Source organism: Paenibacillus sp. Leaf72 (assembly GCF_001422685.1).
In the GTDB taxonomy this organism is placed as follows: Bacteria; Bacillota; Bacilli; order Paenibacillales; family Paenibacillaceae; genus Pristimantibacillus.
Genome location: NZ_LMLV01000001.1, coordinates 1,538,680 through 1,554,013 on the forward strand (window position 1 = coordinate 1,538,680; position 15,334 = coordinate 1,554,013).

The 15,334-nt window shown below is 51.2% G+C and carries 14 protein-coding genes and 1 pseudogene; 8 read left to right on the plus strand and 7 right to left on the minus strand.

All coding sequences use genetic code 11. From position 1 onward, the window contains the following. Nucleotides 1–60 precede the first annotated feature (60 nt). Nucleotides 61–1,692 carry a helix-turn-helix domain-containing protein gene (locus tag ASF12_RS06585; RefSeq protein WP_056031175.1) on the plus strand — a complete coding sequence of 544 codons (1,632 nt, stop codon included), beginning with the start codon at nucleotides 61–63 and terminating at the stop codon, nucleotides 1,690–1,692. 119 nt (nucleotides 1,693–1,811) lie between these two features. Beyond that, nucleotides 1,812–2,825 carry an ABC transporter substrate-binding protein gene (locus ASF12_RS06590; protein ID WP_056031178.1) on the plus strand — a complete coding sequence of 338 codons (1,014 nt, stop codon included), beginning with the start codon at nucleotides 1,812–1,814 and terminating at the stop codon, nucleotides 2,823–2,825. 91 nt (nucleotides 2,826–2,916) lie between these two features. On the opposite strand, the gene ASF12_RS06595 is transcribed toward ASF12_RS06590, so the two are convergent. From ASF12_RS06595 to ASF12_RS06605, 3 genes are all read right to left on the minus strand, one after another. Continuing rightward, nucleotides 2,917–3,951, minus strand: coding sequence for an ABC transporter substrate-binding protein (locus ASF12_RS06595; RefSeq protein WP_235533103.1), 1,035 nt, complete (start codon nucleotides 3,949–3,951; stop codon nucleotides 2,917–2,919). A gap of 99 nt (nucleotides 3,952–4,050) precedes the next feature. Then, complete coding sequence (locus ASF12_RS06600; protein WP_056031181.1) at nucleotides 4,051–5,760, minus strand: AraC family transcriptional regulator; 1,710 nt, start codon at nucleotides 5,758–5,760, stop codon at nucleotides 4,051–4,053. Between the two features lie 37 nt (nucleotides 5,761–5,797). Then, nucleotides 5,798–6,841 carry an NAD(P)/FAD-dependent oxidoreductase gene (locus ASF12_RS06605; protein WP_056031183.1) on the minus strand — a complete coding sequence of 348 codons (1,044 nt, stop codon included), beginning with the start codon at nucleotides 6,839–6,841 and terminating at the stop codon, nucleotides 5,798–5,800. A gap of 129 nt (nucleotides 6,842–6,970) precedes the next feature. Here ASF12_RS06605 and ASF12_RS34290 point away from each other — a divergent pair, with 129 nt between their 5' ends. Beyond that, on the plus strand, nucleotides 6,971–7,135 hold the full coding sequence (locus ASF12_RS34290) for a hypothetical protein (RefSeq protein ID WP_155972839.1): 165 nt from the start codon (nucleotides 6,971–6,973) through the stop codon (nucleotides 7,133–7,135). Nucleotides 7,136–7,460: 325 nt separating this feature from the next. On the opposite strand, the gene ASF12_RS06610 is transcribed toward ASF12_RS34290, so the two are convergent. Both ASF12_RS06610 and ASF12_RS06615 read right to left on the minus strand, forming a co-directional pair. Continuing rightward, nucleotides 7,461–8,399 (minus strand): aldo/keto reductase family protein, encoded by a 939-nt coding sequence (locus ASF12_RS06610; RefSeq protein ID WP_056031186.1) that lies wholly within the window; start codon nucleotides 8,397–8,399, stop codon nucleotides 7,461–7,463. 91 nt (nucleotides 8,400–8,490) lie between these two features. Then, nucleotides 8,491–8,817, minus strand: a pseudogene (locus ASF12_RS06615) (winged helix-turn-helix transcriptional regulator); the annotation flags it as partial. 201 nt (nucleotides 8,818–9,018) lie between these two features. Between ASF12_RS06615 and ASF12_RS06620 the strand changes: the two are divergent. From ASF12_RS06620 to ASF12_RS35030, 5 genes are all read left to right on the plus strand, one after another. Next, on the plus strand, nucleotides 9,019–9,753 hold the full coding sequence (locus tag ASF12_RS06620; protein WP_056031187.1) for an SDR family oxidoreductase: 735 nt from the start codon (nucleotides 9,019–9,021) through the stop codon (nucleotides 9,751–9,753). A gap of 207 nt (nucleotides 9,754–9,960) precedes the next feature. Continuing rightward, nucleotides 9,961–10,563 (plus strand): adenylyl-sulfate kinase, encoded by a 603-nt coding sequence (gene cysC, locus ASF12_RS06625; RefSeq protein WP_056031190.1) that lies wholly within the window; start codon nucleotides 9,961–9,963, stop codon nucleotides 10,561–10,563. A 50-nt stretch (nucleotides 10,564–10,613) separates the two neighbouring features. Further along, nucleotides 10,614–11,372 carry a sulfotransferase family 2 domain-containing protein gene (locus ASF12_RS06630; RefSeq protein ID WP_056031193.1) on the plus strand — a complete coding sequence of 253 codons (759 nt, stop codon included), beginning with the start codon at nucleotides 10,614–10,616 and terminating at the stop codon, nucleotides 11,370–11,372. A 43-nt stretch (nucleotides 11,373–11,415) separates the two neighbouring features. Next, complete coding sequence (locus ASF12_RS06635) at nucleotides 11,416–12,213, plus strand: HAD family hydrolase (RefSeq protein ID WP_327204899.1); 798 nt, start codon at nucleotides 11,416–11,418, stop codon at nucleotides 12,211–12,213. Between the two features lie 21 nt (nucleotides 12,214–12,234). Further along, nucleotides 12,235–12,705 (plus strand): hypothetical protein, encoded by a 471-nt coding sequence (locus ASF12_RS35030; protein ID WP_056031194.1) that lies wholly within the window; start codon nucleotides 12,235–12,237, stop codon nucleotides 12,703–12,705. Nucleotides 12,706–12,855: 150 nt separating this feature from the next. Here the strand turns inward: ASF12_RS35030 and ASF12_RS06645 are convergent, their stop codons facing one another. Both ASF12_RS06645 and ASF12_RS06650 read right to left on the minus strand, forming a co-directional pair. Then, the gene (locus ASF12_RS06645; RefSeq protein ID WP_056031197.1) at nucleotides 12,856–13,833 is read right to left on the minus strand and encodes a diaminopimelate dehydrogenase; all 978 of its coding nucleotides are present in this window, start codon (nucleotides 13,831–13,833) and stop codon (nucleotides 12,856–12,858) included. Between the two features lie 64 nt (nucleotides 13,834–13,897). After that, nucleotides 13,898–15,157, minus strand: coding sequence for a Glu/Leu/Phe/Val family dehydrogenase (locus ASF12_RS06650; protein WP_056032926.1), 1,260 nt, complete (start codon nucleotides 15,155–15,157; stop codon nucleotides 13,898–13,900). Nucleotides 15,158–15,334 lie beyond the last annotated feature (177 nt).

Below are 15,334 nucleotides of genomic sequence, written 5' to 3' on the forward strand. Positions count from 1 at the left end.
TGTACTCTTTATTCAGCAATGATAGACTGGTTAGCAAATAAAAATAACAGGTGATTAACGATGAACCCCATTACCTATGAGCTGCTTGGAGCCTCCTTGCTTGCAGATAACGGGACGACGAGCCCGTCCGTCCTTGCCTTTACGACTTTCCCGGCGATTATCGTTCCAACGGAAGCAATCGTTGTCGGGTCGGATAGCAATACTTATCCAGTAGAGAAAGGGCAAGCGATTTTGCTGCGGCAAGCAGAAAATAATCTGCATCTCAGAAGCACGGATGGCAAGCCATTCCAGCCCATCTACGGCATTTCGTTCAACAGCTACCGAATAACGGAGCGTGGAAAAAACCGGCTGGTCTATGAGCTAAGCAGCGAGCAGTTGCCAGAACACGGGCAGCTGCTCGAATTTCCGCGCCAGGCTGCGGGCCTGCTGCATGAGCTGCTGCAGGTGGTTAAGCTGACAGGGTCTATTCAAAATACGCCAAGGCTGCATTTCATGCTGCATGAGCTGCTGGATTTGCTTTTTTCCCGCGATTTGTACAGCAACCATTATTTGAAAAAGGATAAGCCTATTCATCAGGTGCTTGCTTATATGAAGCAGCATTACCGCTCGCCGCTCAGCCGTGCTTATTTGGCGAAAATGGCCGGCTTCAACGAAAGCTATTTCTCCTCGCTGTTCCGCAAGGAAACCGGCTGGAGCTTCGCCGAATATGTATACCGGCTGCGCATTGACGAGGCCAAGCTGCTGCTGCTGCTCACCAACGATAAAATGCAGGAAATCGCTTATAAAACCGGCTTTGCGGACGGCTCCTATTTGGGCAAGACGTTCCAAAAAATCACTCATCTGTCGCCCAGCAGCTTCCGCAGCAGGAAGCATGCAACGCGCATTGTGGGCATGCAGTTTCTTGGAGCTCTGCTTGCTGTCGGCATTGAGCCGCTGGCCGCACCGCGCGAGGTGCTCCGCTCTTCGTCGCTGCTGCGTGGCCGGCTGCAAGGCATCATGGAGCTGGCAGACATCGAGCAGGTCGAGGAGCTTCGAGCGCTAGCACCTGATTTAATTATTGCGCCTACCTACCATTACAACATGCCTCATATGCTCAAGGCGCTTGAACATATCGCTCCCGTCATTATGCTGCCATGGGGCGAGATGGACAAACTGGAGGAGGTGCGCATGATAGGCAGGCTGCTTGGGCGTACAGCGGAGGCGGAAAATTGGATAGCCGGCTTGCAGCAGCAAGGAGCAGCGGCGAAGCAGCGACTAGCGCAGCTTTTAGCCCCTGATGATACGTTCGGCTTATATGAGCTAAGATATGATGATTCATGGATGATTCTTCATCCGCCTGTTCGTTCCGCCTTCATCCTTTATAAGCTGCTCGGGCTGACGCCTCCCGCTGCTATTCAGAAGGAAGTTATTGATGCGAACACCCATCTAGCCTTGCGGGAACAGCATTTGCTGCCTTATGCCGCCAAGCATATGTTTCTGATTGTGCCAGCAGATGACACTGAGGCTGTAAGAGGCAAACTCATGGAGCGCAGCTTTTGGCAGCAGCTCGTGAAGGAGCAGGGCCATAAAATCTATCTGCTGAAGCTGAATGAGTTTTGGATGGACGATGGAGTGTCGCTAGAGAAGCAGCTAGATATAATGGTGGAGCTTCTACTATCCGATGCAGCTGAAGGTTCAACAACAGACGGGTAAATCCAACAATTTTCCCAGCCAAATATCCAACTTTATCACATCGACCTTTCTCTTCCGCTGCCGTTATAATAGAATTATCATCGCGAATGATAATCATTATTATTTTATCGGAGGATCACATGTATCAGTTACATAAAGTTACGAAATTGTTTGCCTTGCTTCTACTTGCACTATCGCTCGCTGCTTGCGGAAACTCGGCAGGCAGCAGCAATAGCAGCGGCAATGCCGTTGCCTCGGACTCGCCATCGCCTTCTCCTTCTGCAGCTGTGGAGCCCGAAGCTTCTCCAGAAGCAACGACCCGCATCGTAAAGACGCATCGGGGAGACGTTGAGGTGCCCATTAATCCGCAGCGTATCGTAACAGACGGCTATTTGCCGGAGATGCTTGTCATGGGCATTAAGCCCGTCGGCTCCACCTCATGGGAGCTTGAGAACAAAGTTATCCAAGACCAAATTGACGGCATCGAAAGCACAGGCGAACGCAATCTTGAGAAAATACTCGACTTGAAGCCCGATATCATCGTAACGTGGACCGGCGACGAGAAAATTTTGGAGCAATATGACAAAATCGCCCCGACGGTTGCTTTGCCCTTCAGCACGTACACCGATATCCATGAGACGCTGCGTTTCCTTGCCTCTGCTGTCGGCAAAGAGGCGGATGCCGAGCAGTGGCTCGCTGAATTTGACCAGCTTGTTGGACAAGAACGGGCGAAGCTTGCTAATATGATTAAACCTGAAGATACCTTCTCGCTCATGGGCGTTTTCGTCGTAGACAGCGGCTTCTACATTTATGGAGATGGCGGCTATCGCGGCGGCGAGGCGATTTATACACACTTGAAGCTGACTCCCCCTGACAAGCAAAAGCAGGAAATGATCGGCAAGGAAGCCTATCGCCAAATTTCCTACGAGGTCATTGAAGACTACGCAGGCGATTATATTTTTCTCGACCAGGGAGACATGATTTCCGAGGTGTGGGGAAGCAACCAAGGACTATGGAAATCGCTGGATGCGGTTAAAAATAACCATGTGTTCAATCTCGATCCAGAATTGTTCTGGGGAAATGATCCCGTGTCCTTGAAGCTGCAAATTCAGGAAATTGTAAAAATGCTGACGGAGCAAGCCAAGCAAGAGTAAGCCTGTATGCCAGCAAGTGTTCGAGAATTAAATAAAGCCGCCGAGATCGCTTCGGCGGCTTTTCATTTTGGATGCTTAATGCAGTTAATGTTTAATTGCCTTTAGTAAGCCATTCCGCAAGCTCCTCAGTCTGAGCCAGAACCGCGAGCGGATCGTAGTACCATGAACGCTCCTCCGGCCATACATACAGCTTGCCATTTTTCACTGCCGGAAGGTTGCTCCAAATCGGATCAGCCTCAAAATCAGCCTGTGTCCAGTCGTTCGAGGTCATGATAATATAATCCCCAGCATATTGCGGAACAATCTCTGCTGACAGCTCGGCCCACTGCTTCTCCATAATGACGTCTGCTATTTCGGTTGGCGGCTTGCGTCCAAGCGCCTGATACACCGGCTGGCCCCCACGTCCAAAATTATCTCCGTAGGCATAGGTCGACTTCTCCATATGCTCAAAAATGGAAAAGGTCGCGTCTGCTGGAATGGCCGCATCAACCTTCGCCTTCGCTTCAGCAATGCGACGGTCAAATTCCTCCAGCCATGTCTTCGCCTCTTGCTCTTTGCCCAGCACCTTCCCGAAATACGTCAGCTCTTCATGAGCATTTTTGAGATCGCCATACGGAATAAAGAGGGTAGGCGCAATTTTGCTGAGCAGCTCGTAGCTTTCTCCATTGCCCGTAATAATCAAATCGGGAGCAAGAGCTGCAATTTTCTCTGCAGACGGCTTGCCATATTCCCCCGTATCTTCAACGCCCGCAAGCGCCTCTTTAAAATAATAGTTTTTCAGCGTTAATCCCGGCGCCCCAATTGGCACAACGTCAAGGGCAATCAAGCTGCCGAGGTACTCTTCAGCCACGATGCGCTTCGGCTGAGCCGGAATTTCAATATCGCCTTTTACGGTAGAAATCGTTCTGACCTCATTAGGATCAGCGCTAGCCTCTGGTGTTGCTTCTGCCGCTCCGCCATCGCTTGCTTCGCTGGATGCCTGCGCTGTCGCTTCACTCCCAGCATTCGCCTTGCCAGTCTCGTTCGAATCTGCTGTACCGCATGCGGTAAAGATGCTTACGCATAGCAGCAGCATAACCAGCATAGCAGCCATGCGGCGCTTATGATTTTGGCTTTGATTTTTCAAAAACACGTGTAAATCCCCCTCATTTTATGTCGATAATCATTCTCATTTACACTTTAACGTGTAAGCGAGCAAATGACTATGCCTTAAAATGATCCGGCACTATGCAAATTTGTGATGCGGTGCCAGCAAGCCTATCAGCTCCTGCAGCTGCGCCTGCGAGGACAACGGGTCATACCCGTAAAACTGCCCCTTCTCCTTCAGCACATGTACGCGGTTTCCCTGTACAGCGTCCAGCTTTCTCCAGCCTGACGATTGGAATAAACGCCGCAGCCGCTGCTTGTCGTCAGGGTTAGTTGGCGGTCCTGTTATAAAAATATGATCCGCCGGATAAGCAGCCAGCAGCTCAATGCCTGTTTCAATAAAGCCCTTGGCGGAAATATTTTGCTCCACCAGCTTTGCCGGAAGGCGAAAGCCCATGTCATCATAAAGCACCTGACTGCCTCTTCCAAAGCTGCTGCTGAAGCAATAGGCTGTATTGCGGCCAATTTCCCAGACGATTGCCGTACCTCTGCTGCCCAGCTCTCGGTCAAGCTGGCGGTTAATGATGTAGATCTGCTCATCGTATTGCGCCAGCCAGTTCTCCGCCTGCTGTCTGCGATCTACAATGCCAGCAATCAGCAAAAATTGCTCTCGCCAGCTCATCGTCTGAAAAGGCAGCTCGATAACGGGAGCAAGCGGCAGCAGCCTCCTGTTTTCCTCAGCCCCGCTGTAGTTGATGATGATATCCGGCTTAGCTGCTGCAATCGCCTCGTAAAACGTCTGCGGCGTATGCCCATACGGATTGAAGCTCCCACTCCCGCTCTGGCTCTGGCTTTGGCTTTGGCTTTGGCTTTGGCTTTGGCTTTGGCTTTGGCTTTGGCTTTGGCTTTGGCTTTGGTGCCTCCCCGACTGCAAGCCTCCTCGCATCCCTTCCAGCCAGGGCGTATATACGCCGAGCTCCGGAATAATGCCGAGCGCCATTAGGCTCGCGGTATGGTTCAAATTCAGCGAAACGAGCCGTTTGTTTTTGCGCAAATAAGCCGTCGGCGACAAGCCGATGCCTTCCTTAAATTTGCGGCTGAGATAAACGCCCTCCTTGTAGCCAACCTCCTGCGCCAGCGTGCCGAGATCATGGGCCGTTCCGGCCAGCAAGCGCTGCTGTGCGCTGCGAATGCGCAGCAGCGTCAAATGGGCATTGAATGTCCGGCCCGTATGCTTGCGGAACATTCGCGAAAAATGCTCTGGGCTGACCCCCGCGCGGCTCGCCATCTGCTCCCGCGTTATATCCTCGCTGAAATGCTGCTCGATATAAGCTTCTGCTTGCTCCAGCCATGAGCTGGCGGGCTTTTGCCGGCTTGCCAGCTCCCGGTGCAGCTCGGCAAGCAGCTGCGTAAAAAGCTGCTGAACGCAAAAAGGCGAATGGGAATCACATTGATTCCACACATTCGCCAGCTCGCTCGCAAGCCGCAGGATGACCGCCGGGCAGCGCTGCAGCGGAGCCGGATGCTCCAGCCCCGCTCCTGTTTCACCAGCAGCTGGCATACAGCTGTATTCCAGCAAAATGCCTCGCAATTCCGTATGCGCCTCTATCTGAAGCTTAGGCAGCGAAGGGCCGCTAAGCCATACGCTGCCACGGGACAGCTCATGATAATAGTTATGAATGTAAAGCGCGCCCTCTCCGCCCCACACGATGAGCATACGGTAGAGAGGAGCCGCTTCTTCCTGATGTTTTTCATCCAGGCCCTGCTGAAGCTCCCGCAGCCGCACAGGCATATAGAAGCTATGCTGGGCCTTAGGCAGGCCAGCATTTGCCGAAGAGAGCAGCATCATTTTTCACATCCTATCTAAGCTAATCTTCTTTCCTTCATTAAGCATCTTCTTCTTTAACGCCGAGGGCTAGATTTTTCTCCTTAAAGCGGGAATTATGCGAGGATACGTAAGCAACCCCATCCGCCTTCGGGTCTATGAAAAGCTTGGCACTGTTGACCGCTAGCGCGGCATCCGTAAACGCTCCGGCAATCAGGTTCAGCTTGCTGTCATAAGAAGCAAAGTCGCCTGCGGCGAAAATGCCTGGCAAATTCGTCTCCAGATTAGGAGTGACGTATACGCACCACTCATCCATGCCGATGCCCCAATCTCTAATGCCGCTGAAATCGGACTTCAGCCCGTGGTTAACGATGACAGCATCTACCTCCAGCTGCTCTGTTTCCTCCGTCTCCAAATGTCTCACCGTTACCTTACTGATCGTCGATCCGTCGCCGCTGTAAAGCTGCGTGACCTCCCATGGCGTGCGGACATCGCAGGAGGAGGTTTTCATCTTGATGACGTTTTTCTCATGGCCGCCAAAATACTCCCGGCGATGAATGACCGTCACCTGCGCCGCAATCGGCTCCAGCTCATTCGCCCAGTCGACAGCCGAGTTGCCGCCGCCGGAAATAAGCACCCGCTTGCCTCGAAACGGCTCCAGCTCCTGCACCGTATAATGCAAATTGGATACTTCGTAGCGCTCGGCGCCCTCCAGCTCCAGCTTTGCCATCTTCAAGATGCCCCGGCCAATCGCCAAAATAACGGTGCGCGTCCAATGCTTCTCCCCCGTAGATGCTTCAAGCATATACGTTCCGTCCTCAAGCCTCGTCAAATTGCGAATTTGCTGCCCAAGCTCAATGGTCGGGTCAAAGGTTTGCGACTGCTGCTTGAGCTGTCCAATAAGCTTCTCACATAAAATCGGGGTGACGCCCCCTACATCCCAAATCATTTTTTCCGGGTAAATCAGCATTCGTCCGCCCAGCTCTTCTTGAGCATCAATCACCTTCGTCTTCATGTCCCTCATCCCGCTATAGAAAGCAGCATAAAGTCCTGCTGGACCGCCGCCAATAATCGTTACATCGTATAATTCTAGCTGTTCTGACACGCTTGTTCCTCCCAGATCTTGAATTTGATATTCATTCTCACTATATTATTCATTGTAGCCTTCTATTCCAGTAAAGAGCAATGGACAAAATAGAACAATCGTTTATACAAATCTAATAAAAGGCTGTCCATGTTGTCTGTTGGCGGACACAGCAGCAGCTATTTCAACAAAATCACGGGTTATGGCACAGGCTGCGGACACAGGAGCCGCTATTGCGCTGTAAATGGCCATTTTGACGGGTTCATGCAGACGATAACGGATTTCCTGTCCGCTTACGGCCTAAACTCGGGATAAAAGCCAGAATAGCGGAACGCCAGTCCTCACAAAATGGTAAGAGCATCCTAAACAGGGTGATCTCAGCAACCATCACATCCAGATGCAATTCTCCAGCCGTGCAGCATTCGATGAAAACAGTGCATATAAGATTCACTTCGGAGGAAGTCGATTCTTCCTTATTGTTGCTTTATATTTCATTTTTTTTGGAACAATTATTTCTCCCCCTCTAACCGCGTTATTTTATAAAAAATGAAAATATGGATTCTTTCCAAATGAAACAGCCGCTTGAGGAATAACCCCCAAGCGGCCAGCTCTATTTACGCTCACTAATTTCAATCACTTATTAAGCCAATATTTCCTCGATTCGCTCCAAAACGTCAGCGCTAAGCTCTACACCCGCCGCTTTGGCATTTTCTTCGACCTGCTCCGGACGGCTGGCTCCCACAAGCGCACTGGACACATTCGGCTGGCGCAAAATCCAGGCCAGCGCCAGCTGTCCAACCGACAGCTCTAGCTCCGCAGCGATTTTGCCCAGCTGCTGCACCTTGGCGATTTTCTCGTCGGTCACATTTTTACGCATGTTCTCAAGCTTTGCTGCCCGGCTGTCCGCCGGAAGCTCACTTGCCGAGCTGTATTTGCCCGTCAACAAGCCTTGCGCCAGCGGCGAGAATACCACTTGGCCAATACCGCCACGCTCCCCGAAAGGGATGACTTCCTTCTCAATGTATCGGTTAAACATATTATAGATCGGCTGATTGGCTATAATGCGGTCCAGCAAATAACGATCGGCAATCGCATGCGCTTCCGCCATCTGCGCCGCTGTCCATTCGCTGATGCCGACGTACAGCACTTTTCCTTGGCGAACCAAATCGTCCAATGCGCGCAGCGTCTCCTCCATCGGCGTATTCGGATCATGGCGGTGGCAGTAATATAGATCAATATAGTCGGCGCCCAGACGCTTCAGGCTGGCATGGCACTGCTCCGTAATATGCTTGCGGGACAGCCCTTGGTCATTCGGACCATCGCCCATTTTGCCAAACACTTTCGTTGCGAGCACGTAGGATTCGCGGGGATACGCACGCAGCGTTTCGCCCATCACCTTCTCGGCCTCGCCCCGCTCATACACATTGGCGGTATCAAAAAAATTAATGCCTAAGCCATAGGCGGTCTCAATCGCTTTAACGGCGTTTTCCCGCTCCACGTAACCCCCATATGTCAACCAGCTTCCCAGACTGATCTCGCTGACTTTCAAACCGCTTTTTCCTAAATTACGAAATTGCATTTGAACTCATCTCCTCATACGTCCGGTCCGTACTCCCTTTCACCTCGGCTGATGCCGCTGGCTGGGAATCCGTGGCCTTATTGGTTTCCAGCTCTTGCACAAACCGGGCATGCTTCCTGCCCCAGCCGCACATGCTGTCCAGCACTGCCGATACGCTAAGTCCATGCTCGGTCAGACTGTACTCCACACGGGGCGGGATCTCCTGAAATATTTCGCGCTGCACAAGCCCGTCTTCCTCCAGCTCACGAAGCTGCTTCGCAAGTGTTCCTTGCGACACATCGGGAATTAACCGCCGCAGCTCGCCAAACCGTTTCGTACCTTCTACGAGTAAAATAAACAGGATGAGCGGCTTCCATTTGCCTCCGATTACTTCCAGCGTTGCAATAACTCCTGCCAATCTCGGCTCTTGTAAATTCATCCTAGTCTACTCCTCTCTCTACCATCATACCAGCTAAATGCCAATTCTGCACACCTGCCGCCTAACCTCCGCGCGCTTGCTGATGGTACGAAATTTCGGACTATGTACGAAAAAACTGCGTACTTGGCAGCGCTTATGATCTCTTCAATAATAGCGGTAATGGCGAAATTCGCCCATCGATGAAAATCAGGAGGCTTACCTATGACTATTCTATCTTTGAAAAATAAACGCGTCGTCATTATTGGCGGCAGCTCGGGAATTGGCCTGGCGACGGCCCAGCAGGCACTTGATCAAGGGGCGTCCGTCGTCATTGCCGGACGATCCGAAGCGAAGCTGGCAGCAGCCCGTCAGTCGCTTAGCTCTGACAAGGTGGAGACGCATGCGCTGGATAATCGCGACAACAGCCAGCTGGAACTCTTTTTCAAGAAAATCGGCAGCTTCGACCACTTGTTCACTCCGGGAGCCTCGTATGTGCGGGGGCCGATCACTTCAGATGAAGCGACAGCGGAAAGCTGCTTCAAGGCGAAGTTCTGGCCGCAATATTATGCGGTAAAATACGCTCTCCCTTATATTCACTCAGACGGCTCTGTCGTGCTCATGTCAGGCGCATTCAGCCAGCGGCCGCTCGCGGATGGCGCGTCTTATGCCGCCTGCAACGGCGCGATTGAAAGCTTGGGGAAGGCGCTAGCTGTCGAGCTCGCACCGAAGAAAATAAGAGCCAATGTCATCTCGCCGGGCACGATTTATACGGCATTTAATTGGGAGGGCGCCGAGCAGGCAACCCGCGATGCCTCCTATGATGCTTACACGAATATGAATGTGCTGGGCCGAGTTGGGGAAGCGGCAGAAGCCGCCCATACGGTTGTCTATTTAATGACGAACAGCTACACGACAGGAACGACCTTGCATCCCGACGGCGGCTATTTGCTGCGCTAGCGCTGCAGGTTCAATCGAGATGAAGGAGAACTCAGCGTCACCTGTCCAGCAAAGCAATATGGCCGGCATAAACGGGCAGTACCGTCTCCATAAAATCAGGCACAGGCCACTGTGCCTGATTTTGTGTTTTTGTACGAACGCTTGTCACAGCGCAACATATTTTAGTACAAAAAGGACCGTAGCGCCCTCCGGAAGCGAAGTGGAAATATGAAACATGAAACGCCCCCTAATGAGCGGCACTTGCCCAAAGTAAGCAAGGACGAGCGGCATCAGCTGAACGGGCATAAAAGCTGCGTGCTATGGTTTACCGGATTGCCCAGCTCTGGCAAATCGACTTTGGCTTTCGAAGTAGAGCATGAGCTGTTTAAGCGCCATATGCACAGCTATGTTTTGGATGGGGACAATCTTCGGCTTGGCTTAAATCAAGGGCTCGGCTTCAGCCAGCAGGACCGCAGGGAAAATGTCCGCCGCATTGGCGAAGCCGCCCGGCTGTTCGCCGATGCCGGATTGATCGTGCTGGTCGCTGCCATCTCCCCCTACCGGGCCGATCGCGAGCGGGTCAGATCCTTTTTTTCCGAGGACGAGTTTATTGAGATTTATGTCAAATGCCCGCTTGCAGAATGTGAGCGCCGGGACCCGAAGGGCCTGTACAAAAAAGCACGTGCCGGTAAAATCCATGATTTCACAGGCATTTCCTCCGTTTACGAAGCGCCAGGGCATCCTGAAATAATGATCGCAAGCGACAAGCATACGCCTAAGGAATCTGTCCGCTTCATTTTAGATTATTTAAGAGACAACGGCTGCTTGTAAGCGGCTTTGGCACCAACTACTTTTTTACAAATGAGGCGAGGTGCAGCATCATGAAAACATCCAAGGAGCCATTGCTGCTGTATGCACACATTCCGAAAACCGGAGGAACCTCCTTCACGCAGGCGATTGTCGAGCATTGCCCGATTGCGGTTTACTATTTTCAGGTAGCGGATAAACCCGGTTTGCTGCGTCAAACCCTCAAACAGGCCGATGCGCTATGCGGCCACCTCCCCTTCGGCCTCCACTATACCACCGCCCGCCCCTGCCAATATGTAACGATGCTGCGTGATCCGGTGGAGCAGATCGCCTCCTTCTTTTATTTTAAATACAAAAATAAGCGTTATCCCGATAACTACAATCCTTATCTTACGTTCGAGGAGTTTTTGAATAATCCGTATTTCGATCCCGAATATGTCAATGTACAAACCCGTTTTCTGAGCGGAGAGCTGGGCAGCACGACCCCCAATTTGAACTTGGCCATCAGGAATTTGGAGCAGCACATTTCTTTTGCTGGCATTACTGAGCTTTATGCGGAATCGCAATTTTTGTTTATGAAAACAATGGGCTGGGAGCCGAAAGTCTATTCAAAAAAAAACGCCAATGAAAACCGCCCGCCGAAAACAGAACTGACAAGCGATATGATCGACCTCATTCTTCGCAAAAATGCCAGTGATGTTGAGCTGTATTATTTAGCCCGCCAGCTTCTGCTGAAAAAAATTTATGCGCTTTCGCACGCCACCCGAGAGGAGCTGCGCCTGTATAAACGCAATTGCTGCTGGCAAGGCGAGGACGAATTGGGTTACTATTAGAGCAACTAACGATGAAATAGACGAAAATGGGAGAGAACTCGCCGTGAAGGATAACCGCTTAACAAATAGATTCGCATATGACGCTGCACCAGAAAAACATTCCGCAGCTCCCGTTGTAAAAGGCATTTTTTTCGATGTGGATGATACGCTATATGACCATTTGCCCCCATTCACTAAAGCGGTACAAGAAGTGCTTCAGCTCGGCGAAGCCTTCCCCTATGAAGCAGCCTATCGCCGCATGCGGCATTACAGCGATGTGCTGTCTGAGCAAATGGGCGGCGCTGGCGCACTGGAGGCTGGGGCTGCGACGGAGCTGATGCGGACGCGCCGCTTCCAGCTGGCGCTAGGCGAGTTCGATGTAGTGCTCACGGACGAGCAGGCCGCAGCGATGCAGGCTGCCTACATTGGCTGCCAATACGACATCATAATGTTTCCGGGGGCAAAAGCCATGCTTGAGCGGCTTGTAAAAGCCGGGTATATCGTTGGCCTCATTACCAATGGAGCTGGCGCCCATCAGCGCCGCAAAATCGAAGCGATGGATATCGACGATTTGATTCCGCGTGACCGTCAGTTCATTTCCGGCGAAGTCGGCTGGGACAAGCCCGACCCGCGGATTTTCAAGCTGGTGAATGAGCGTACAGGCACACTGCCCGAGAATAGCATCTACATCGGCGACTCTTGGAATAATGATGTAGTAGGCGCCCTGCAAGCAGGCTGGATCTCCATTTGGTTCAACCACCGCCAAGTGCAGCCGTTAACCGAGCACGCTCCCGCCTACATAATGTCTGGCTATACGGATTTGCAGGAGCAGCTGGTGAAAATGGGCGTTTTGCCTGAATAGTTACACGATGAAGAAATTCACATGTCCAATATTTTCACCTCTGTATTTGTGGATGTTATTGCGCTTAGTGGATCGGCGCTTGCACAAACGAACCGCGAGAAAGAGTTTGTCATTTGGTTGGCTCAGCGCGATCAAAACATAGTCGGCATTGGAACCGTCGGCTTTAGCCTCGATGAGCTGCCGTGGGACCCGGATGATTTTTCATCCAATCAGCAGTTTCTGCTTCGGGTTGTAGACGGAGCGCTGGCGCGTTTAGGCTGGAGCAAACTGAGCTACGAGCCGAACCTGGACTATATCAAAAGCACGCTAGAGCGGTTTGGCCGGATGGTTTCCGCCTTTCGACCCGAGGATGTCGATGCCACTCATTATGAGGATTGGTCTCTCGTTGAAGAAGGAGACGATTGGCCGACGATTCCACCAGGGTATCCGCAATGCGGGAAGCATGGCATCTATCTTACTTGTCACGGATGCGTTATATGCAATTCGAAGTAATGCCTGCTCAAATAGTGCCGATTTAGCTGTTCCATGCCAATACAGCAAAAAAAAGAAGCCGTCCCTTAGCAGAATGAACTGCTGAAGGACGGCTTTTTTTCTTTAATAGCAACTAGCAAAAAAATGCAAGCTAGCTTGTTGTGGAACGAATTACAGCAATTCCTTACGCAGCTGTGCTGCGGATTTCGGCGACAGAAGGCCGAACGGAATATCAAAGACGGTTTTCGCGCCAGCTCCACCTTCTTGAGCAAGCTTGTAGGCTGCTCTCGCATAAGCGACAAGCACGCTTGCTGTGAACTCAGGGTTGCTGTCAAGCGTAAGACCAAATTCAATAATTTGCGTGCTGTTCGTTCCGGTTTTGCCGCTGCGCAGTACCGTGCCGCCATGGGGCATTGCGGAATGCTCTGCTTTCAGCGTCGCTTCGTCTACAAAATGCACAACCGTATCATAGTCGGCAAAATAGTTCGGCATATTGCGGATTTCATCGGCAATCGCTTCTTGATTTGCGCCTTCTTCTGCTACGATATAACATTCTCTAAGATGCTTCTCACGCGTTGTGAGCACAGGATTTTCCCCGCTCCGCACACGATTGACCGCTTCTTCAACAGGAATCGTATATTGCACGCCATTCTTGACGCCATTGACACGGCGAATCGCATCGGAGTGGCCTTGGCTTACCCCTTTGCCCCAGAACGTGTACTCCTTGCCCTCCGGCAAAATCGCTTCCGCCAGCAGACGGCTAAGGGAGAACAAGCCTGGATCCCAGCCTGTGGAAATGACGCTGATTTTGCCGCTTGCTTTCGCAGCTGCATCTACCTGCTCAAAATATTCAGGAATGCGGGCATGCGTATCAAAGCTGTCGACGGTGTGGAACAGACGGGCAAAAGCAGGACCCTGCTCCGGCAGGTCTGTTGCCGAGCCGCCGCACAAAATCATAACGTCAATGTCGCCAGTGAATTTTTCTGCGTCTTCAATGGAATATGCTTTCGTCTCAGACGGAATGGAATCTGGATTTCTGCGGGTAAAGATAGCATCCAGACGCAGATCCGGACTTTGTTTGATGGCAAGCTCCACGCCGCGGCCCAAGTTGCCGTAACCTACAATGCCAATGCGAATTTGTTCAGCCATGTGTATCGCCACCTTTTATTGATTGTAAAAATGATTGCAAGCCGATCCGTAATTAAAGGTCGTTCTACACCCAGCCTCTTGCTTCCATCGCTGCAGCAATACGCTTGATGGAAATCATATAAGCCGCTGTACGAAGATCAGTGCTGTGCTCTTTCGCCAAATCACGAACAGCCACGTAAGACTGGATCATGTTTGTTTCCAGCTTCTCAAGCACTTCAGCCTCGCTCCAGTAGTAGTTCATCAGGTTTTGTACCCATTCAAAATAGGATACCGTAACGCCGCCTGCATTTGCAAGGACGTCAGGAATAACGACGATGCCCTTCTGGAACAGAACGCGGTCTGCTTCTGGCGTCGTTGGGCCATTGGCTGCTTCAGCGATGATTTTCGCTTGAATGCGGTCTGCATTTGCAGCTGTAATTACATTTTCCAGCGCAGCTGGTACCAAGATGTCAACATCCAGCTCAAGCAAAGCTTCGTTGGAAATGACGAAGGATTCGCCGTAGTCCAAAATGGATGCATTGTCCTTAAGATCGGAAATTTGATCGATGTCCAATCCGTTTGGATCGTAAATGCCACCGCGCGAATCGCTGATCGCCACGATTTTGCAGCCTGCTTCGCTAAGCAGACGAGCTGCGATTCTTCCTGCGTTGCCGAAGCCTTGAATAGCTGCAGTCGCATTTTGTACCGGAAGATGCTTATCTTGGAGCGCCGCCAAAATCGTATAAACACAGCCTTGAGCTGTCGCTTCATTACGACCTTTCGAGCCACCGATAATAAGCGGTTTGCCCGTAATGACACCTGGGGAATATCTGCCTTTCATCTTGCTGTACGTGTCCATCATCCAGCCCATAATTTGCGGCGTCGTATACACGTCTGGTGCAGGAATATCTTTATCCGGTCCAACAAAGTCGGCAATAGCTTCCATAAATGCGCGGCTTACGCGTTCCAGCTCGCCTTTGCTCATTTTGCGAGGATCACAGATAACGCCGCCTTTGCCGCCGCCGTAAGGCAAGCCAACAACGCCACATTTGAAGCTCATCCACATCGACAATGCTTTAACTTCATCAAGCGTAACGTCCGGGTGGAAACGAATGCCGCCTTTAGTCGGCCCAATCGCATCATTGTGCTGGGAGCGGTAGCCTTCAAAAACCTGTACAGTACCATCATCCATACGAACCGGGAAGTTAACGGACAACACGCGCATCGGATGCTTCAAAATTTGAGTCACATGCTCAGGCAGCTTCAGATGGGCAACCGCCGTATCGATTTGCTGCTGGGCAATTTTATAAGGGTTTAATGTTTCTTCTGCAACAACGACTGTCATTTTCGAAATCATTCCTTCACTCTAAATTGGTCTGCTTGAAAACTGCCGCTTTACCGCGACCGCGCACTATCGAACTGCACCGACAATGAGTTTTTTTCATTTTACCTTTTTCATCTGCATATTAAAAGAATTTTCTTGATAAAAATGCAAAAAAATATTCAATTCGTCCATTGTCAC